Origin of the sequence: Caenispirillum bisanense, from assembly GCF_900230255.1 — a bacterium.
Classification (GTDB): Bacteria; Pseudomonadota; Alphaproteobacteria; order Rhodospirillales; family Rhodospirillaceae; genus Caenispirillum; species Caenispirillum bisanense_A.
This window is the reverse complement of record NZ_OCNJ01000005.1, coordinates 328046-348039: the sequence shown is the minus strand read 5'-3', so window position 1 is coordinate 348039 and position 19994 is coordinate 328046. Positions and strand designations below refer to the sequence as shown.

The window sequence follows — 19994 nt, the reverse complement described above, 5'->3', positions numbered from 1 at the left end:
ACGTGAGGTGGAGGATTGCCGCCATGCGCCCGGCGCGGGACGCGCGCTCTTGAGGTCGCGGGACGCGCGGTTCTGGTTTTGCGGGACGCGCGCTCTCGAGGTCGCGGGCCGCCCCTACTTCAGCTTCATGAAGGGGCGCAGGGGGCCGTCGAGCAGGTCGCTCTGGGCGACGATCTGCACGATCTCGGCCTCGCCCTTGATGGAGCCGCGGGCCTTCATCTCGGAGAACTGCCGGACCAGCAGCGCGACGGCGGAGGCGCCCTGCGGCTCCTGCAACTGGCCCTCGAAGAACTTGCGGCCCAGGCGGTCCTTCATCCACAGGCCTTCCAGCATGTTGATGGCCTCGCCGAAGGTCGGGTCGTTCTTGTCGCGCTCGGCGATGCGGCTGTTGTTGGGGCCGATGATCTTCAGCGCCACCAGCAGCTGCGGCGTCATGTACTCGACGTAGCGCTCGGCGAAGGTGCGCAGCTGGTCGATGCGGTCGGAACGCTGCGGGCCGGGCAGGGCGCGCAGGTCGTGCATGATCTGGCCGAAGGCGGCGAGGAGCGCCGGCGGACGGCGCACCAGGTCGGCGAAGGTGCCGCCGAGGATGCGGCGCAGGCCGCCGATGTCGGTCTCGAAGCGGCGGCCCTTCAGGCGCGGCTGGCCGCGGGAGCGGCGTTCCTCGTTGACCTTCTCGGTGATGTCGTAGGTGCTCCAGGCGCCCAGCACGCGGATGCTCTCGGGGTCCTCGATGAAGTCGATGTCTTCGTCCAGGTCGCGGATCTGCTCGACGCAGTGGAAGCTCTCGGCGATGGCGGTCAGCACCTCCGGCGACCATCCCAGCACCTTGCGGAAGTCGTTCTTGAGAATCTGGCGCAAGGGGCGGATGTGATAGGGCTTCAGCTTCACCGCCGCCTGCAGCTGGTCGAGCGGCAAGCGGGCCAGCATCTGCAGGAAGTTGGTGCCGAGGCCCTTGGTGAATTCCTCGACGGTCAGGGCGTCCAGTTCCGCGAGCATGCGCACCTTGGCGAGGCCCTCGACGTCGGCGACCGCGCCCTGCAGCTTTTCGCCCATCACCGGGTTCTCGCTGAACACGGCGACGACGGCGCGGTCGAGGAAGACCTGCTCGGCCGCCGCCACGGTCATGCCGCAGGCCGCCGCCGCGCGCTTGCGGTCGCCGGGCGCCAGCGGCTTGCCGTCGAGGCCGCGCACGGCGATGAGGCGGGCCTGCCAGGCGCCGTCGAACAGGCGCAAGGCGCGCTCCACCACGTCGGGATGGGCCAGCGCGCTCGCCATGTCGGCGGGCAGCAGCAGGCGCTTGTCGGCCGGGTAGAGCTTTTCCTCGATGCGGCGCAGGATGGGGTAGAGCCGCGCCGCCGTGTGCATCAGCCGCGCCTTGCGGCCGCGCGCCAGCGACGTGCCGATGCTGCGCAGCGGCGGGCGCAGCGGCGACGGCACCGGCGCCAGCGCCCGGCCGTCGCCCATGGCGGCGTCGACCGTGAAGCGGGCTTTGCGAGCCCGGGCGGCATGGTCGGAGGTGCGGTCGGACATGGCGCTCCTGGCGGGCGTACTGTGCTTTACCTCCTGGAGGAGTAAGCCTTTCGCAGAGTGGCCGACTCGGCACCCGAAATCAACCGATAGTTAACCGGCGAGTCAAGCCGTTCTCGCTGCATTGCGGTACGATTCCCGGTGTTGACGTTTACGTTAACGTAAAGTAGGCTCCCATCCCACAGCCGGACGACGGGCCCGCCAGAGGCCGAACCGCCGGGGAGCGCCAGGACAGGCTTCGACGAGAGGACACGGTTTCCATGAACGCCATCAACTTCCCCAGCCTGAAGTTCGATCTGGGTGAGCAGGTCGAGATGCTGCGCGACAGCGTGCGCAACTTCGCCCAGGCGGAGATCGCGCCCCGCGCCGCCGAGATCGACCAGAAGAACGAATTCCCCATGGACCTGTGGCGCAAGTTCGGCGACATGGGCCTGCTCGGCCTGACGGTCGGCGAGGAAGACGGCGGCGCCGGCATGGGCTACATCGAGCACATCGTGGCGATGGAGGAAATTTCCCGCGCTTCGGCCTCGGTCGGCCTGTCCTACGGCGCCCACTCCAACCTCTGCGTCAACCAGATCCGCCGCAACGGCACCAAGGCGCAGAAGGAAAAGTACCTGCCGAAGCTCATTTCCGGCGAGCACGTCGGTGCCCTCGCCATGTCGGAGCCGGGCGCCGGCTCGGACGTGGTCGGCATGCGCACCCGCGCCGACAAGAAGGGCGACCGCTACGTCCTCAACGGCAACAAGATGTGGATCACCAACGGCCCCGACGCCGACACCCTGGTGGTCTACGCCAAGACCGACATCAACGCCGGCCCCAAGGGCATCACCGCCTTCCTCATCGAGAAGGGCATGAAGGGCTTCTCCACCGCCCAGAAGCTCGACAAGCTGGGCATGCGCGGCTCCAACACCTGCGAACTGGTGTTCGAGGACTGCGAAGTGCCGGAAGAGAACGTGCTGGGCGAGGTGGGCAAGGGCGTCCGCGTGCTGATGAGCGGCCTCGACTACGAGCGCGCCGTGCTCGCCGGCGGTCCGCTCGGCATCATGGTCGCGTGCATGGACGTGGTGGTGCCCTATATCCACGAGCGCAAGCAGTTCGGCACCGCCATCGGCGAGTTCCAGCTGATGCAGGGCAAGGTGGCCGACATGTACGTCGCCATGAACACCGCCAAGGCTTACGCCTACGCCGTCGGCCAGGCCTGCGACCGCGGCGAGACCAGCCGCAAGGACTGCGCCGGCGCCATCCTCTACACCGCCGAAAAGGCCACCTGGATGGCGCTGGAGGCGATCCAGACCCTGGGCGGCAACGGCTACATCAACGACTACCCGACGGGCCGCCTGCTGCGCGACGCCAAGCTCTACGAAATCGGCGCCGGCACCAGCGAGATCCGCCGCATGCTCATCGGCCGCGAGCTGTTCAACGAAACCGCGTGACGGGGTTTTGAACCACCAAGGCACAAAGACACCAAGGTGCCGTGCAAGCCGTCGGGCCGGAGGCCGGCTCGACGGTGTAGCGGCGGAAGGGACGGAAGGTTTCAGCGGCCGCAGGCCGCAGGAAAACCCCGCCTGACCCGAGGCCGCAACGCCAGCCGACCTGCCGCAGCCTCTTGGTGTCTTGGTGTCTTGGTGGTTCACCCCTTAGAGCCCCGGCCGCTTCAGTCCAATGGGAGAGACAGACACATGACCGCTTCCGATCCCGTCGTCATCGTCGGTGCCGCCCGTACGCCCATGGGCGGCTTCCAGGGGTCCCTGCAGGACCTGAGCGCGCCCGAGCTGGGCGCCGCCGCCATCACCGCGGCGCTGGAGCGCGCGGGCGTGGCGAAGGAAGACGTGCAGGAGGTCATCATGGGCCTCGTGCTGCCCGCCGGCCTCGGCCAGGCGCCGGCGCGTCAGGCGTCGCGCGGCGCCGGGCTGCCGGACGCCGCCGGCTGCACCACCATCAACAAGATGTGCGGCTCGGGCATGCGCGCCGCCATGTTCGCCAACGACATGCTGCTCGCCGGCACCAACGACGTCATGATCGCCGGCGGCATGGAGAGCATGACCAACGCCCCCTACATCCTGCCCAAGGCCCGCGCCGGCCTGCGCATGGGCCATGCCGAGGTCAAGGACCACATGTTCCTCGACGGCCTCGAAGACGCCTACGACAAGGGCCGCCTCATGGGCACCTTCGCCGAGGACACCGCGCAGCACTACCAGTTCACCCGCGAGAGCATGGACGACTTCGCCATCGCCTCGCTGAAGCGCGCCAAGACCGCCAACGAGGACGGCTCCTTCAAGGCCGAGATCGTCCCCGTCACCGTCAAGGGCCGCAAGGGTGACACCGTGGTCGACGGCGACGAGCAGCCGTTCAAGGCCAACATCGAGAAGATCCCGTCCCTGAAGCCCGCCTTCCGCAAGGACGGCACGGTCACCGCCGCCAACAGCTCGTCCATCTCCGACGGCGCCGCGGCACTGGTGATGATGCGGCGCTCCGAGGCGGAGAAGCGCGGCCTGACGCCGCTCGCCACCATCGTCGGCCACGCGACGGACGCCCGCGAGCCGCGCTGGTTCACCACCGCCCCCATCGGCTCCATCGAGAAGGTGCTGGGCAAGGTGGGCTGGACCACCAAGGACGTCGACTTGTGGGAGATCAACGAGGCCTTCGCCGTCGTCACCATGGCGGCCATGCGCGACCTCGACCTGCCGCACGATGCGGTGAACGTCCACGGCGGCGCCTGCGCCCTCGGTCACCCCATCGGCGCGTCGGGGGCCCGCATCCTGGTCACCCTCATGCACGCGCTGAAGAAGAACGGCCTGAAGCGCGGCGTCGCCAGCCTGTGCATCGGCGGTGGCGAGGCGACCGCCATGGCGATCGAGGTCCACTGACAGGCCGCGCTCGCTTCCCGCCCACACTCCCTGTGGCGGTCGCCTGACCCGGGGGACCGGCTTGCCCTGCGCCGGCCGGTCCCCCATCCTCGGACCCGAACCCCTGACGCGAGAAGGAGGACGCTCCCATGCCGACCGTGATCGTCACCGGCGCCAACCGGGGCCTCGGGCTCGAATTCGCCAAGCAGTACGCCGCCGCCGGCTGGCGGGTCATCGCCACCTGCCGTGACCCGGCCGGTGCCGGCGCCCTGACCGGCATCGACGGGGTGGAGGTCGCGGCGCTCGACGTCGGCGACCTGGATGCCGTGGCGGCCTTCGGGGCCCGCTATGGCGCCGAGGCCATCGACCTCTTCGTCAACAATGCCGGCACCTACGGCGGCGACCGGGCGGCGCAGGCCTTCGGCTCGACCGATGCGGGCGCCTGGCTCGACACCTTCCGGATCAACACCATCGCCCCCATGAAGCTGGCCGAGGCCCTGGCCGGCGGCCTGGAAAAGGCGAAGGGCAAGATCGCCATCCTCACCAGCAAGGTGGGCTCCGTCGCCGACAACACGTCGGGCGGCGCGACCCTCTACCGCACGTCCAAGGCGGCGGTGAACATGGTGGGCAAGAACCTGGCCATCGAGCTGGCGCCCCGCGGCATCGCCGTGGTGCTGCTGCATCCGGGCTGGGTGAAGACCGATATGGGCGGACCCAACGCGCTCATCACCACGGAGGACAGCGTCTCGGGAATGCGGCGTGTCATCGACGGCGTTTCGGTGCACACTTCCGGCCGATTCTACGATTACAGCGGCAAGGAGATTCCCTGGTGACGCACAACCCCGTGGACCGGTTGATCGCCGGCTTCCGTGGCTTCCATGCCCTCTATTACGAACAGCGGCCGGAGCGCATCCGCGATCTGGTCGACGTCGGGCAGAAGCCGAAGGTGCTGATGATCGCGTGCTCCGACAGCCGCGTCGACCCGGCCATCATCACCAACTCGGAGCCGGGCGAGATCTTCATCGTCCGCAACGTCGCCAACATGGTGCCGCCCTATGCCCCCGACGGCGCCTACCACGGCACCTCGGCCGCCATCGAATACGCGGTGCGCGACCTGGGCGTCGAGCACATCGTCATCCTCGGCCATTCGCGCTGCGGCGGCATCCGCGCGCTGATGGCTTCGGCGCAGGACGAGACGGCACTCTCCGGCCGCGATTTCGTCGGCCAGTGGGTGTCCATCTGCGGCCACGCCGGCAACCACGACCATTCCGACGACGCCGAGAAGGCCGCCATCAAGGTGTCGCTGGAAAACCTGCTGACCTTCCCCTGGGTCGCCGAGCGCGTCAGCTCCGGCGCACTCGACCTGCACGGCTGGTGGTTCCAGATCGAGACCGGCAACCTGTGGGAACTGAACCGGGAAACCGGCGCCTACGACAAGCGCGTCTGAGCAAGAAACGCGCATCCGGCGACGGGTGAAGACGAACGAAGACGAAGAAACGTCCGGACGATGCCGAACGCGGCCCGGTCCGGGGAGGAAGAACCAGGCGTGTCGAGGGCCGTCCCCCGGGGACGGCGGCGGCCCATCGCGCGCGTCCAAGGAGGCTGTGAGCACCATGACCACCAAGGGTCCGATCGAGTTCTACTTCGATTACTCCTCGCCCTACGGCTACGTCGCCGCGACCCGCATCGAGGACATCGGTGCCGCCCACGGCCGCGAGGTGGTGTGGAAGCCCATCCTGCTCGGCGTCGTCTTCCGCGCCACCCAGAGCGCACCGCTGACCGAGGTGCCCCTGAAGGGCGATTACAGCAAGCACGACTTCGCCCGCACCTGCCGCTACTACAACGTCCCCTTCAAGTTCCCCGCCAAGTTCCCCATCGCGAGCCAGGCCCCGGCGCGCGGCCACTACTGGCTGTGGGAGCAGGACCCGGCGCTGGCCAAGCGCTTCAGCCTGGCCGCCTTCACCGCCTATTTCGTCGACGGCCGCGACGTCTCAGCCCCCGAGATCGCCGCCGACGTGGCGGCCGAGCAGGGTGTCGACCGCGACGCCTTCCTGGCCGCCATCGCCGCCCCCGAGAACAAGGAGCGCCTGAAGGCCGAGACCGAGGCGGCGCTCGCCAAGGGCGTCTTCGGTAGCCCCTTCATGATCGTCGACGGCGAGCCGTTCTGGGGCTCCGACCGCCTGCCCATGCTGAGCGCCTGGCTCGAACGCGGCGGCTGGTGAGGGCGGGCTCATGGCGATCACCAAAGGATACAAGGCGCTGATCGACGAGGCCATGGCGCAGGTCAAGACCCTGTCGCCGGCCGAGGCCCACGCCCTGCTCGACGATCCGTCGGTTCAGTTCGTCGACATCCGCGACGTCCGCGAGCTGGAGCGCGCCGGCATGATCCCCGGCGCCTTCCACGCGCCGCGCGGCATGCTGGAGTTCTGGGTCGACCCCGACAGCCCCTATCACAAGCCCGTCTTCGCCGAGGCGAAGACCTTCGTGTTCTATTGCGCCGCGGGCTGGCGCTCGGCGCTCGCCACCAAGACCGTGCAGGACATGGGGCTTGCCCCGGTCGCGCACGTCGACGGCGGCTTCGAGGCCTGGAACAAGGCCGGCCTGCCCACCGTCCCGCGCCCCGCCCACTCCACTCCCTCCAAGAAGATCGGCTGAGGTCCTGACCCTATGACCGTCCTGAAGAGCGCCCTCAACCCTCGGTCCGAGGAATTCCGCGCCAACGCCGCCCACATGGAGTCGCAGGTCTCCGCCCTGCGCGACGTCGTCGCCCGCATCAAGCAGGGCGGCGGCGAGAAGGCGCGCGAGAAGCACCTGGCGCGCGGCAAGCTGCTGCCGCGCGACCGCGTCCGCACCCTGCTGGACGTCGGCTCGCCGTTCCTGGAGTTCAGCCAGCTCGCCGCCTTCCAGATGTACGGCGAGGACGACGTTCCGGCGGCCGGCGTCATCACCGGCATCGGCCGGGTGTCGGGCGTGGAATGCGTCATCGTCGCCAACGATGCGACGGTGAAGGGCGGCACCTACTACCCCATGACGGTCAAGAAGCACCTGCGCGCGCAGGAGATCGCCAAGGAAAACCGCCTGCCGTGCATCTATCTGGTGGACTCGGGCGGCGCCTTCCTGCCGCGCCAGGACGAGGTGTTCCCCGACAAGGAGCACTTCGGCCGCATCTTCTACAACCAGGCCACCATGTCGGCCATGGGGATCCCGCAGATCGCCGTGGTCATGGGCTCCTGCACCGCCGGCGGCGCCTATGTGCCCGCCATGTCGGACGAGAGCATCATCGTGCGCAACCAGGGCACCATCTTCCTCGGCGGCCCGCCGCTGGTGAAGGCGGCGACCGGCGAGGAAGTCTCGGCCGAGGACCTGGGCGGCGCCGACGTCCACTGCAAGATCAGCGGCGTCACCGACCACTACGCCATGGACGACACCCACGCCCTGCACCTGGCCCGCCGGGTGGTGGCGAACCTCAACCACCGCAAGCAGGTGCCGCTCGACATCGTCGCGCCGGAAGACCCGCTGTATGACCCGCGCGAGATCTACGGCGTCATCCCCAAGGACACCCGCAAGCCCTACGACGTGCACGAGGTGATCGCGCGGCTGGTGGACGGCTCGCGGTTCGACGAGTTCAAGGCCAACTACGGCACCACGCTGGTCACCGGCTTCGCCCGCATCATGGGCTACCCCGTCGGCATCGTGGCCAACAACGGCATCCTGTTCTCGGAAAGCGCGCTGAAGGGGGCGCATTTCGTGGAGCTGTGCAGCCAGCGCGGCATTCCGCTGGTGTTCCTGCAGAACATCACCGGCTTCATGGTCGGGCGCAAGTACGAGAACGGCGGCATCGCCAAGGACGGCGCCAAGATGGTGACGGCGGTGTCCTGCGCCCAGGTGCCCAAGTTCACCGTGCTCATCGGCGGCAGCTTCGGCGCCGGCAACTACGGCATGTGCGGCCGCGCCTACAGCCCGCGCTTCCTGTGGATGTGGCCGAACTCGCGCATCTCCGTCATGGGCGGCGATCAGGCGGCCGGCGTGCTGGCGACCGTTCGCCGCGACGGCATCGAGGGGCGCGGCGGCCAGTGGCCGGCGGCGGAGGAGGAAGCCTTCAAGGCCCCCATCCGCGAGCAGTACGAGCACCAGGGCCACCCGTTCTACGCCAGCGCCCGCCTGTGGGACGACGGCGTGGTCGACCCGGCGGAAACCCGCATGACGCTGGCGCTCGGCATCTCGGCCTCGCTCAACGCCCCGATCCCGCAGACGCGCTTCGGCGTGTTCCGGATGTAACCCGCCAGGAGAGCAAGACGATGTCCGACGATATTCTCCTGGTGAGCCGCGACGAGCGCGGCGTCGCCACCGTCACCATGAACCGGCCGGAGGTGCACAACGCCTTCGACGACGTGCTCATCGGCCGCATCACCAAGGCGTTCGAGGACCTGGGCGCCGACGACAGCGTGCGCGTGGTGGTGCTGGCGTCCAAGGGGCCGAGCTTCTCGGCCGGCGCCGACCTCAACTGGATGAAGCGCATGGCGGGCTACACCCGCGACCAGAACGTCGAGGACGCGCTGGGCCTCGCCGCCATGTGCCGCGCCATCGACACATGCCCGAAGCCGACCATCGCGCTGGTGCAGGGTGCTGCCTTCGGCGGCGGCGTCGGGCTGGTGGCCTGCTGCGACATCGCCATCGGCACGACCCACGCCAAGTTCATGCTGAGTGAGGTGAAGCTCGGCCTCATCCCGGCGGTGATCAGCCCTTACGTGGTCCGCGCCATGGGCGCCCGCGCCGCCCGCCGCTACTTCCTCACCGCCGAGCGCATCGAAGCGGCCGACGCCCAGCGCCTGGGCCTGCTGCACGAGGTGGTGGAGGACGAGGAAGACCTTGCGAGCGCCGGCGACCGCATGGTGGCGACGCTGCTCGCCAACGGCCCGGCCGCCATCGCCGCCGCCAAGGCGCTGGTGGACGCGGTGGCGGAGCGGCCCATCGACGCGCCCGTCATCCAGGACACCGCCGAACGCATCGCCGACACCCGCGCCTCCGCCGAAGGGCGCGAGGGCGTGACGGCCTTCCTCGAGAAGCGCAAGCCCGCCTGGGTCCAGGGCCAGGGTTGAGGCGAAGGGAGACATCAGGAATGTTCAGCAAGATCCTCATCGCCAACCGAGGCGAGATCGCCTGCCGGGTCATCAAGACGGCCAAGCGGCTCGGCGTAAAGACGGTCGCCGTCTACTCCGAAGCCGACGTCGAGGCCATGCATGTCCACATGGCCGACGAGGCCTATTGCATCGGCCCGGCGGCGGCGTCTGACAGCTACCTGCGCGGCGAGAAGATCCTCGCCGTCTGCGAGGCCGCAGGGGCCGAAGCCGTCCATCCCGGCTACGGCTTCCTGTCGGAGAACTCCGCCTTCGCCGAGGCTTGCGCCGCCAAGGGCGTGGTGTTCATCGGGCCGCCGGTGCCGGCCATCGTCGCCATGGGCTCCAAGTCCGAGTCCAAGCGCATCATGGAGGCGGCCGGCGTGCCGCTGGTGCCGGGCTACCACGGCGAGGACCAGGACCTCGCCGTCTTGCGCGGCCACGCCGACCGCATCGGCTATCCGGTGCTGGTGAAGGCCTCGGCCGGCGGCGGTGGCAAGGGCATGCGCGTGGTGGAGAGCGGCGACCAGTTCGAAGCCGCGGTCGCCGGTGCCCGCCGCGAGGCCAAGGCGGCCTTCGGCGACGACTCCTTGCTCATCGAAAAGTACCTGTCCCGTCCGCGCCATGTGGAGATGCAGGTCTTCGGCGACACCCACGGCAACGTCGTCCACCTCTATGAGCGCGACTGCTCCCTGCAGCGCCGCCACCAGAAGGTGATCGAGGAAGCCCCGGCCCCGGCCCTGCCCGACGCCGTCCGCGCCCGCCTGCACGAGGCGGCGGTGGCGGCGGCCAAGGCGGTGGATTACGTCGGCGCCGGCACGGTGGAATTCCTCTACCAGGACGGCGAGTTCTACTTCATCGAGATGAACACCCGCCTGCAGGTGGAGCATCCGGTGACGGAGATGGTCACCGGCCTCGATCTGGTGGAATGGCAGCTGCGTGTCGCCTCGGGCGAGCCGCTGCCGCTGCGCCAGGAAGACATCCGCACCCAGGGCCACGCCTTCGAGGCACGGCTCTATGCGGAAGACCCGCAGCGCGACTTCCTGCCGGCCACCGGCACGCTCACGCACCTGCGCCCGCCGGCGGAGGAGGGCGGCGTGCGCGTCGACACCGGCGTGCGCCAGGGCGATGCGGTCTCCATCCACTACGACCCCATGATCGCCAAGCTGGTGGTGTGGGACCACGACCGATCGGCGGCCCTGCGCAAGCTGAAGCAGGCGCTGGAGCGCTACCAGGTGGTCGGCGTCGCCACCAACACCGCCTTCCTGACGGCGGTGGCGAGCCACCCGGCCTTCGAGGCGCTGGAACTGGACACCCGCTTCATCGAGCGCTACCGGGCCGACCTCATCCCCGAGGCGACGCCCGCCGACGACCGCATCCTGGCGCTGGCGGCGCTGGAGGTGCTGTCGAAGCGCGACCACGACGCCCGCGCCTTCGCGCTGGCCGGGGCCGACCCCTACTCGCCGTGGCACAACACCGACGGCTGGCGCCTCAACGACCTGGGGCACGTCGACCTGCGCTTCCTCGACGGCGAGGCGGAGCATAGGGTGGTCGTCCACTACCGCCGCGACGGCTACGAGCTGGAACTGCCCGGCGGCCGGGTGGCGGCGCGGGTGGCGCGCGATGCCCACGGCGACCTCATGGTCGACCTCGACGGCGTGCGCCAGCGGGCGACCGTGGTGCGGCTCGGCGACGAGCTGGTCATCATGCACGGCGGCCGCCAGCACCGCCTGACCCTGTTCGACCCGGCCGCCGCCGCGGCCGACCAGGACGGCGCCGGCGGCAAGCTGACCGCGCCCATGCCGGGCAAGGTCATCCAGGTGCCGGTGAGCGAAGGCCAGAAAGTTTCCAAGGGTACGCCTTTGGTGGTGCTTGAAGCCATGAAGATGGAGCATACAATCACGGCTCCCGCCGACGGGACGGTGACGGCCATCCACTACGGTCCCGGCGATCAGGTGGCGGACGGCGCGGAACTGCTGTCGTTCGAGCGGGCGGACTGAGAAAGCGGCACAGTGGGGTGCGGGTTCTCTCTCCGTCGAAACAGTGTCTCAGGAGGGGAGAGAACCCGTGACCAACAGTACCATCGACGCCCTGATGCTGGACTATGCGTGGACGGTCCACGACTTCCAGCACCTGGCCCACAGCCTGTCGCTTCTGGTGACCGCCATCGGCGCCGACACCTTCGAGGAACGCAACTTCTACGGCGACGTGGAACTGCTGACCATGGGAATGGCGCCGGAGACGGCCCGCCACGCGGCGGTGCTGAAGGGCCTGACGGGTGAAGACAAGGCGGCGCTGCTGCGCCTGAAGAACGACCGCGACCGGCTGATCAACACCTTCTTCATCGAGCACCGCATCGACCGCCCCAACGCCGCCGAGGTCGCCGACCGCGCCCGCGCCCAACTGGCGGAGATCCGCGCCGCCGCCAAGCACGGCCGCACCGTCCTCGACCGCGCCTACGCCCTGGTGGCCGAGGTGGGCGAGGAGGAGGATTGACCAGGGCCGCCGGTCGGCCGATGTCATCGGTAGCGGGCTGAGGAGATGCCGCGGGAAGGGCCAGGGAGACGTGACATGCCGAACATGATGGTGCGCGACCTTTCCGAAGAGACCTTGCGCAGGCTCGACCGCCGGGCTGCGGCCAAAGGCATCACGCGCGAGACGGAAGTCCGCCAGATCCTGACGGACGCCGCTGCCGAGGACGAGGCGGAGGCCTGGGCCCGCGTCGAGCGACTTGCGGCGATCTCCCGGCGCATGGCCGAGGGCAAGCCCTACAGCAACAGCGAGGACGATCTCGCCGAAGTGCGGGCCATGCGCGGCTGCGACAAGTGAGCGCCGTCGTCATCGACTCTTCGGTCGTGTTGAAGTGGGCTCTTCCGGAAGAGCCGCTCGAAACGGCGGCGGCCCGGTCGTTCATGGGCCGCCGCGGACTGGTCGTGCCCGAGCTCTTCTACCTGGAAATCTCGAACATTCTCTGGAAGAAGCAGCGGCGAGGCACGGTGGATGTGGCCGCGGCCGACGTCGCGATGGCTCTGGTCGAGGCGTCGCCGCTGCACCCCATCGCCGACCGCCGCCTCTGGACGCGGGCGCTCGAGCTGGCTTACGAGGTCGATCATCCCGCGTACGACTGCGCCTACGTCGCCGCGGCGGAGCAGACGCAGGCTGCCGCTGTCGTCACCGCCGACCGGCGCTTCGTCCGGGCGTTCGAGAGCTGGCGCGCGGGTCATGTTCCGCACCGGCCCCTGGTCCTGCACGTGACCGAGGCCCTCCGCATCCTGGACGACGAAGAATAACCGCAAGAGGAACTCCCATGCCCCTGCCCAAGTCCGTGAAGATGGTCGAGGTCGGGCCGCGCGACGGCCTGCAGAACGAGCCGACGCCCGTCGCCCCCGCCGTCAAGGCGCGGCTGGTCGACATGCTGGCCGAGGCCGGCCTCACCGCCATCGAGTCCGGCAGCTTCGTCAGCCCCAAGTGGGTGCCGCAGATGGCCGGTACGCCCGAGGTGCTGGCCGCCATCACGCGGCGGCCCGGCGTCTCCTATCCCGTGCTGGTGCCCAACCTGAAGGGCCTGGAAGCCGCCGAACAGGCCGGCGGGGTGGACGAGATCGCCGTGTTCGGCGCGGCGTCGGAGAGCTTTTCGCAGAAGAACATCAACTGCTCCATCGACGAGAGCCTCGCCCGCTTCGCGCCGGTGGCCGAGCGGGCGCTCGCCAACGGCTGGCGGGTGCGCGGCTATGTCTCCTGCGTGCTCGGCTGCCCCTACGAGGGCGAGATCGCGCCGGCCAAGGTGGCCGAGGTGGCGCAGAAACTGCTCGCCATGGGCTGCTACGAGATCAGCCTCGGCGACACCGTCGGCACCGGCACGCCGGTCAAGGCGCAGGCCATGATCGAGGCGGTGGCGCAGGTGGTGCCGGTGGAGAAACTGGCGGCGCACTTCCACGACACCTACGGCCAAGCGCTCGCCAACATCCTGGCGGTGATGGAGAAGGGCGTCGCGGTGGTCGACAGTTCCGTCGCCGGGCTCGGCGGCTGCCCCTATGCCAAGGGCGCCTCGGGCAACGTCGCCAGCGAGGACGTGCTCTACATGCTCGACGGCATGGGCATTGAGACGGGCGTCGACATCGACCGGCTGATCGCCGCCGGCGCCTACATCTCCGGCGAACTCGGCCGCCCCACCGGGTCCAAGGTGGCGCGCGCCCGGGGCGGGTGTGCGTAACCCTGCCGCGACGACCGCCGCCCTGGCGGTCGGCGCCGTGCTGGTGGTGCTGCCGGCGGGGCTGGAGACGGCCGCGCCCGCCGCCGCCGGCCTGCGGCTGGCGGGCACCGTCCTCGCCGTGGCGGCGCTATGGGCGGGTGGGCTGCTCGGGCCGTGGGCGAGCGCCTCGGGCTGGGTGCTGACGGCGCTGGCCGTCGCCGCCGCACCCCTCGGCGTGGTGCGGGCGGTGGCCACCTCCGGCGCCGTGTGGCTGGTCGCCGGCGGCATGATCGTCGGCGTCGCCGTCAAGCACTCGGGCCTGGGGGAGCGGCTGGCGCGCGGCCTGGTGGCGCGCATCGGCGGCTCCTACGGTGCCCTGTTGGCCGGCATCGTCGCCGTGGCCCTGGTCATGGCTTTCGTCATGCCGTCGAGCATGGGGCGCACGGTGCTGCTGACGCCGGTGGTGCTGTCGCTGGCGGCGGCGCTGGGCTTCCGGCACGGCAGCCGCGGCTACGAGGGGCTCGTGCTCGCCACCGGCACCGCCTGCATCATCCCCGCCATGGCCGTGCTGCCGGCCACCGTGCCCAACGTGGTGATGCTGGGCGCGGTGGAGGCGCAGCACCCGGGCACGCTGCGCTACTTCGACTTCATGGCGGCGCACCTGCCGACCACGGGCCTGCTGCGCGCCGCCCTGGTGGTCGCCATCGCGTGGCTGCTCTACCGCCAGCGGCCGCAGGCGGCGCCGCCGCAGGACCCGCGACCGCTGACCGGGCCGCAGACGCGCCTGCTGCTCATCCTGGCGGCCGCCCTGGCCCTGTGGGCGACGGACTTCCTGCACCACGTCTCGCCGGCCTGGATCGCCGTCGGGGCGGCGGTGCTGTGCGTCCTGCCGCCGCGCCCCGTTCTGCCGGCGCCGCGGCTGGCCGGCGCAGTCAACGTCAAGGCGCTGGTGCTGGTGGCGGCGCTCGTCGGCCTGGGGGCGGCCGTGGCGCAGAGCGGCCTCGCCACCGGCCTCGGCGGACGGCTGGTGGAGCGCCTGCCGCTCGACCCCGCGGCCGGCGGGGCGTGGGACGCGGTGCTGGTGGCGGCGCTGTCCATGGCGGTGTCGGTGGCGGTCACCACGCCGGGCGCGGCGGCGGTGGTGACGCCCCTGGCGCCGCGGCTGGCCGAGGCCTCGGGCCTGCCGCTGGAGGCGGTGCTGATGGCCGAGGTCATGGGTTACGCCACGGCGCTGCTGCCCTATCAGGTGCCGCCGCTGCTGGTCGCCATGGCCATGGGCGGCGTGCCCCTGCGGCGCGGGGCGAAGCTGACGCTCGCGGTGGCGGCGGCGAGCGTCGTCCTGTCGTGGCCTGCGACCATCGTCTATTGGCGCATGATCGGCCTGTTGGGCGGCGGATGATCCATAGGACGTAGGGCCGCTGTTTAAATCCTTCGGGTGGTTGGGTATGATGGGCGACCCGCGGCGGAGAACCGCGGCGCGGGACACGAGCATGGGGCAAGGGATGATCGGTTTCGACGGGCGCCAGATGCGCGTTCTGCTGGTGGAGGACAACGAGCACTTTCGCCGGCTCATCCGCACCGTGCTGCAGGCGCTCGGCATCACCCAGGTCAGCGAGGCGGCCGACGGTGCCGCCGGGCTCGCCGCCCTGGCCGGCTGCGACGCCGACCTGGTCATCGTCGACTACCGCATGACCCCCATGGACGGTGTGGAATTCACCCGCCGCCTGCGCACCGATCCGGGCTCGGCCAACCCCTACGTCCCCGTGCTCATGGTCACCGGCTACACCGAACCGAAGCTGGTGGCGGAGGCGCGCGACGCCGGGGTCAGCGAGTTCCTCGCCAAGCCGATCTCGGCCAAGACGCTGCTTTCGCGCATCGTGCAACTGCTCCAGAACCCGCGGCCGTTCGTATCGTGCGAGGGATACTTCGGTCCCGACCGGCGGCGCCGCCAGGTGGCCGTTCCGCACCCCGATCGCCGCAGGTCATCCCTACCTACGGAGTAGAATTCCGCTTTTCGGCACAGAAGTTTTCGCGGTATACACGATCTGGAAATCTGCCCGCCGGGAAAACGGCGCAACCGTCAACAGAACGCCAGGGCGAAGGTCGATCGGATGGCTGGTTACAATCTGGAACGTCTGAACTTCCTCTGCGTCGACGACAACAAGCACATGCGGGCGCTCGTCAAGACGATCCTGCATGCGCTCGGTTCCAAGAATGTGCACGAAGCCGCCGACGGCGCCGACGCCTTCAAGGAACTGCGGCACTTTCCGGCCGACATCATCATCTGCGACTGGAACATGTCGCCGCTGGACGGTCTGGATTTCGTGCGCTTGGTGCGCACCGGCAAGGACAGCCCGAACCCCTTCGTGCCGATCATCATGCTGACCGGCCACACGGAAATGCACCGGGTGATCGAGGCGCGCGACGCCGGCGTCCACGAATTCCTCGCCAAGCCGATCTCGGCCAAGGGCCTGTTCTCGCGCATCCGGTCCATCATCGAGCGGCCGCGCCCCTTCATCCGGGCGGGCATGTACTTCGGCCCCGACCGCCGCCGCCGCCAGATCGACTGGAAGGGCCCGGAACGCCGCAAGGCCGGCATGGCCGCCGCAGGCGCCTCCAACGCCGCCGACGGCGGGCTGAGCCAGGCCGAGGTCGAGGCGCTGCTCAACGGCTGACGTTGACCAATCGTCCGCGCCGGACGTTGACCAATCGTCCGAATGGATTAGGATGGCCCGGACGGATAAGGAGCGCCGGACCGATGGTCCGGTCGCAGGGGGCGAGGGGGCAGGGGCATGAGCAACAACGGTCCGGAGTTCATCGAGCCGCCCAGCCACCTCAAGGACAAGGTGAAGATCACCGAGGGCGGCGTCGACCTGGACGCGCTCGAAAAGGCCGAGGCGCTCATCGCCGGCCTGCAGGACAGCTACCTGGAATGGGTCGAGGGCGACCTGGAGAAGTTGCAGACCTTCTACGGCCAGGCCATGGCCGCCGAAGGGGCCGACCGCCGTGCGCGGCTGAACGACGTGTTCTCCGTCGCCCACGACGTCAAGGGCCAGGGCGGCAGCTTCGACTACCACCTCATGACCGCCATCGGAAACAAGCTCTGCCGCTTCATCGAGAAGCTGCCGGGCGAGATCACGCGCGGCCACATGGAAGTGGTGAAGGTCCACATCGACGCCCTGCGCCTCGTCATCGCCCAGCGCATGGCGGGCGAGGGCGGCCGGGCCGGCGAGAACCTCATGCGCGGCCTCGACGCCGTCATCACCAAGGTCAGCGGCCCCGAGGGGTGATCCTTACGGCCCTCAGGCGCCGGGCGCGGGCCTTGCGGCCCGCTCGGCTCCCGCGGCAGGAGCCGCGCGGCGCGGTCGCGGAGTTATTTTGCCCCTCAAGCGCCGGGCGCGGGCCTTGCGGCCCGCTTGGCTCACGCGGCAGGGGCCGCGCGGCGCGGTCGCGCCGTAGGGGTGTGTCGCCGGCGACGGTCCGCCGGGCGCCGCCTCACCCGCCCCGCCGACGCAGCAGCGCCTTTTCCGCCTCCACCGCCAGGAACGCCGGCACCGCCAGGCAGACGATGAGCAGCCAGTGGCGCGGCTCCAGCGGCGCCGTGCCGAACAGCACGTTCAGGGCCGGCAGGTAGGTGAAGGCCGCCTGTGCCACGATGGTCAGCGCCACCGCGATCAGCACCGGCCGCGAGCCGAACAGGCCCTCCGCCGTCAGGGCGCTGGCGGTCAGGTAGCGGGCGCTGAACAGATAGAGGATCTCCACCGCCACCAGCATGTTGACCGCCGCCGTGCGGGCGGTGGCGAGGTCGGTGCCCTGCGTCCTGATCTCCCACACGAACAGGCCGAACACCGCCAGCAGCATGAGCACCGACACGAAGCCGACGCGCCACAGCAGAAAGCCCGACAGCAGCGGCTCGGCGGCGCGGCGCGGCGGGCGGGTCATGACGGTGCGCTCCGCCGGCTCGAACGCCAGCGCGAGCGCCAGCGTCACGGCGGTGATCATGTTCACCCACAGGATCTGCACGGCGGTGATGGGCAGCACCATGCCGGCGGCGATGGCGGCCAGGATGGTCAGCGCCTGCCCGCCGTTGGTGGGCAGGATGAACAGGATCGCCTTCTTGATGTTGTCGTAGACGGTGCGGCCTTCCTCCACGGCGGCGGCGATGGAGGCGAAGTTGTCGTCGGCGAGCACCATCTCGGCCGCCTCCTTCGCCGCGTCGGTGCCCTGGACGCCCATGGCGACACCGACGTCGGCGCGCTTGAGGGCCGGGGCGTCGTTGACGCCGTCGCCCGTCATGGCGACCACCGAGCCGTCGGCCTGCAGGGCCTGCACGAGGCGCAGCTTGTGCTCGGGCGTGGCGCGGGCGAAGACGTCCACCTCCTGCACCACGGTGCGCAGGGCGGCGTCGTCGAGCCCGTCCACCTCGCGGCCGGTCAGCGCCCCGGCGGCGCCGGGCAGGCCCAGGCGTTCGCCGATGGCGGCGGCGGTGAGGGCATGGTCGCCGGTGATCATCTTCACCCGCACGCCGGCCCGCAGGCAGCGGTGCACGGCGGCGACGGTTTCCTCGCGCGGCGGGTCGAGCAGGCCGACCAGGCCGATCAAGGTGAGGCTGCCGTCGAAGTCGGCCTGGCGCAGCCGCAGCTCGTCGGGCGCGCCGGCCCGCTCGGCCAGGGCGAGCACGCGCATGCCGCGGCGCGACAGGCTTTCGACCCGGGCGCGCCAGGCGGCGGCGTCGAAGGGGGCGTCGGCGGCATTGGCGCGGGCCTCGCGGTCGCACAGGGCGAAGATCACCTCCGGCGCGCCCTTCACGTGGATGTTGGGGCGGCCGCCGTCGGGATCGGCGTCGAGGGTCGCCATGTAGGCGTGTTCCGACTCGAAGGGGATGGCGTCGAGCCGCCGGTGCTCGCGGCGCAGGGTCTCGGGGGCGAGCCCGGCCTTGCCGGCGCCCACCACCAGCGCGGCCTCGGTCGGGTCGCCGGTGATGGTCCAGCGGCCGTCGCGCTGGTCGACCAGCGCATCGGCGCAGACGCAGCCGGCCACGAGCAGGCGGGCGAGCAGCGGGTCGGCCATGGGGTCGTCGAGCCCCGCGCCGTCGCGCCGGAAGGTGCCTTCGGGGCCGTAACCGACGCCCTCCACCGCCACCTCGCCGTCGGCCAGCGCGCAGGCGGCCAGGGTCATCTCGTTGCGGGTCAGGGTGCCGGTCTTGTCGGAGCAGATGACCGACACCGACCCCAGCGTCTCCACCGCCGGCAGGCGGCGGATGATGGCGTTGCGCCCGGCCATGCGCTTGACGCCGATGGCCAGCGTGATGGTCACCACCGCCGGCAGCCCCTCGGGGATGGCCGCCACGGCGAGGCCGACGGCGGCGAGGAACATCGCGGCCATGGAATAGCCGCGCCCGACCACCCCGATGACGAAGGCGAGCGTCGCGACGGCCAGGATGGCGCCGGTCAGCAGGCGGCCGAAGGCGGCGAGCTGGCGCAGCAGCGGCGTATCCAGCGTCTCCACCGTCGACAGCATCTGCGAGATGCGGCCGATCTCGGTGGCGGCCCCGGTGGCGACGACGACGCCCTCGCCGTGGCCCTGCACCGCGGTCGTGCCGGCGAAGGCGAGGCTGGTGCGTTCGGCCAGCGGCGTATCGGCGGCGACCGGTGCCGCGGCCTTGTCGACGGGCAGCGATTCGCCGGTCAGGGCGGCTTCCTGGACGCGCAGGCCGCGCGCCCGCAGCAGCCGCAGGTCGGCGGGGATGCGGTCGCCCGGCTCGATCACCACCACGTCGCCGGGCACCACCTCCACCGCCTTGATGCGGCGGCGGCGGCCGTCGCGCAGCACCACGGCCTCGGGCGACAGCATGGTGCGGATGCTGTCGAGCGCCTTCTCCGCCTTGCCTTCCTGGATGAAGCCGATGAGGGCGTTGATGAGCACGACGCCGAAGATGACACCGGCATCGACCCAGTGGCCGAGCAGCAGCGTCACCACGCCGGCGGCCAGCAGCACCAGGATCAGCACGTTGTCGAACTGCGCCACCAGGCGGCGCCAGGCGGGGCGGCGGGCGGCTTCGGGCAGGCTGTTGGGGCCGTGGCTGCGCAGCCGCTCGGCGGCGTCGGCCTCGGCCAACCCGCCCGGCGCGGCGGCGAGCCCGTCCAGGGCCTCCTCGGGCGAGGCGGCGTGCCAGGCGGTCGGGTGGATGTCGAGCGGCATGGCTACCTCCTGCGGATGGATCGCCCGTTCCTTCGCAGTTTAAGGGTTTTCCGGTCGTGCCGCATCGCAAACCGGCGCAGCTCACCCATGCCCGGTCGCCGGAAAGGC

Annotated in this window: 19 protein-coding genes; 17 read left to right on the top strand and 2 right to left on the bottom strand. The window is 70.4% G+C overall.

All coding sequences use genetic code 11. The features are described 5' to 3' along the window. Window positions 1-114 precede the first annotated feature (114 nt). Complete coding sequence (locus CRP50_RS13505) at window positions 115-1533, bottom strand: hypothetical protein (RefSeq protein WP_097279695.1); 1419 nt, start codon at window positions 1531-1533, stop codon at window positions 115-117. 257 nt (window positions 1534-1790) lie between these two features. On the opposite strand from CRP50_RS13505, the gene CRP50_RS13500 reads away from it, so the two are divergent. From CRP50_RS13500 to CRP50_RS13425, 17 genes are all read left to right on the top strand, one after another. Further along, window positions 1791-2963: an isovaleryl-CoA dehydrogenase gene (locus tag CRP50_RS13500; RefSeq protein ID WP_097279694.1), complete on the top strand. Its 1173-nt coding sequence runs from the start codon at window positions 1791-1793 to the stop codon at window positions 2961-2963. Between the two features lie 246 nt (window positions 2964-3209). Next, window positions 3210-4397: an acetyl-CoA C-acetyltransferase gene (locus CRP50_RS13495; protein WP_097279693.1), complete on the top strand. Its 1188-nt coding sequence runs from the start codon at window positions 3210-3212 to the stop codon at window positions 4395-4397. A gap of 128 nt (window positions 4398-4525) precedes the next feature. Further along, a complete protein-coding gene (locus CRP50_RS13490; RefSeq protein WP_097279692.1) occupies window positions 4526-5209 on the top strand; it encodes an SDR family oxidoreductase in 684 nt (227 codons plus the stop codon). After that, window positions 5206-5823 carry a carbonic anhydrase gene (locus CRP50_RS13485; protein ID WP_097279691.1) on the top strand — a complete coding sequence of 206 codons (618 nt, stop codon included), beginning with the start codon at window positions 5206-5208 and terminating at the stop codon, window positions 5821-5823. Before CRP50_RS13490 ends, CRP50_RS13485 begins: the two co-directional genes overlap by 4 nt. A gap of 166 nt (window positions 5824-5989) precedes the next feature. Beyond that, entirely contained in the window at window positions 5990-6598 is a 609-nt protein-coding gene (locus CRP50_RS13480) for a 2-hydroxychromene-2-carboxylate isomerase (protein ID WP_097279690.1), read from the top strand. Between the two features lie 10 nt (window positions 6599-6608). Beyond that, window positions 6609-7031, top strand: coding sequence for a rhodanese-like domain-containing protein (locus CRP50_RS13475; RefSeq protein WP_097279689.1), 423 nt, complete (start codon window positions 6609-6611; stop codon window positions 7029-7031). A 12-nt stretch (window positions 7032-7043) separates the two neighbouring features. Beyond that, window positions 7044-8654, top strand: coding sequence for a carboxyl transferase domain-containing protein (locus tag CRP50_RS13470; protein WP_097279688.1), 1611 nt, complete (start codon window positions 7044-7046; stop codon window positions 8652-8654). Between the two features lie 20 nt (window positions 8655-8674). After that, on the top strand, window positions 8675-9475 hold the full coding sequence (locus CRP50_RS13465; RefSeq protein ID WP_097279687.1) for an enoyl-CoA hydratase/isomerase family protein: 801 nt from the start codon (window positions 8675-8677) through the stop codon (window positions 9473-9475). Window positions 9476-9495: 20 nt separating this feature from the next. Then, window positions 9496-11493: an acetyl/propionyl/methylcrotonyl-CoA carboxylase subunit alpha gene (locus CRP50_RS13460; RefSeq protein WP_097279686.1), complete on the top strand. Its 1998-nt coding sequence runs from the start codon at window positions 9496-9498 to the stop codon at window positions 11491-11493. 67 nt (window positions 11494-11560) lie between these two features. Further along, window positions 11561-11989, top strand: coding sequence for a hypothetical protein (locus tag CRP50_RS13455; RefSeq protein WP_097279685.1), 429 nt, complete (start codon window positions 11561-11563; stop codon window positions 11987-11989). Window positions 11990-12064: 75 nt separating this feature from the next. Beyond that, entirely contained in the window at window positions 12065-12322 is a 258-nt protein-coding gene (locus CRP50_RS25070; protein WP_141415131.1) for a FitA-like ribbon-helix-helix domain-containing protein, read from the top strand. After that, window positions 12319-12783, top strand: coding sequence for a type II toxin-antitoxin system VapC family toxin (locus tag CRP50_RS13450; protein WP_176525158.1), 465 nt, complete (start codon window positions 12319-12321; stop codon window positions 12781-12783). The genes CRP50_RS25070 and CRP50_RS13450 overlap by 4 nt, the downstream gene beginning before the upstream one ends. Window positions 12784-12800: 17 nt before the next feature. Beyond that, window positions 12801-13706 (top strand): hydroxymethylglutaryl-CoA lyase, encoded by a 906-nt coding sequence (locus CRP50_RS13445; RefSeq protein WP_097279683.1) that lies wholly within the window; start codon window positions 12801-12803, stop codon window positions 13704-13706. Beyond that, complete coding sequence (locus tag CRP50_RS13440; protein ID WP_097279682.1) at window positions 13699-15084, top strand: SLC13 family permease; 1386 nt, start codon at window positions 13699-13701, stop codon at window positions 15082-15084. The genes CRP50_RS13445 and CRP50_RS13440 overlap by 8 nt, the downstream gene beginning before the upstream one ends. Before the next feature lie 91 nt (window positions 15085-15175). After that, window positions 15176-15688: a response regulator gene (locus CRP50_RS13435; protein WP_245913473.1), complete on the top strand. Its 513-nt coding sequence runs from the start codon at window positions 15176-15178 to the stop codon at window positions 15686-15688. A 108-nt stretch (window positions 15689-15796) separates the two neighbouring features. Then, window positions 15797-16360: a response regulator gene (locus tag CRP50_RS13430; protein ID WP_097279680.1), complete on the top strand. Its 564-nt coding sequence runs from the start codon at window positions 15797-15799 to the stop codon at window positions 16358-16360. 117 nt (window positions 16361-16477) lie between these two features. Beyond that, window positions 16478-16975 carry a phosphorelay protein gene (locus CRP50_RS13425; protein WP_097279679.1) on the top strand — a complete coding sequence of 166 codons (498 nt, stop codon included), beginning with the start codon at window positions 16478-16480 and terminating at the stop codon, window positions 16973-16975. Between the two features lie 205 nt (window positions 16976-17180). Here CRP50_RS13425 and CRP50_RS13420 read toward each other — a convergent pair whose 3' ends face one another. Continuing rightward, complete coding sequence (locus CRP50_RS13420; RefSeq protein WP_097279678.1) at window positions 17181-19886, bottom strand: HAD-IC family P-type ATPase; 2706 nt, start codon at window positions 19884-19886, stop codon at window positions 17181-17183. Window positions 19887-19994: the final 108 nt, after the last annotated feature.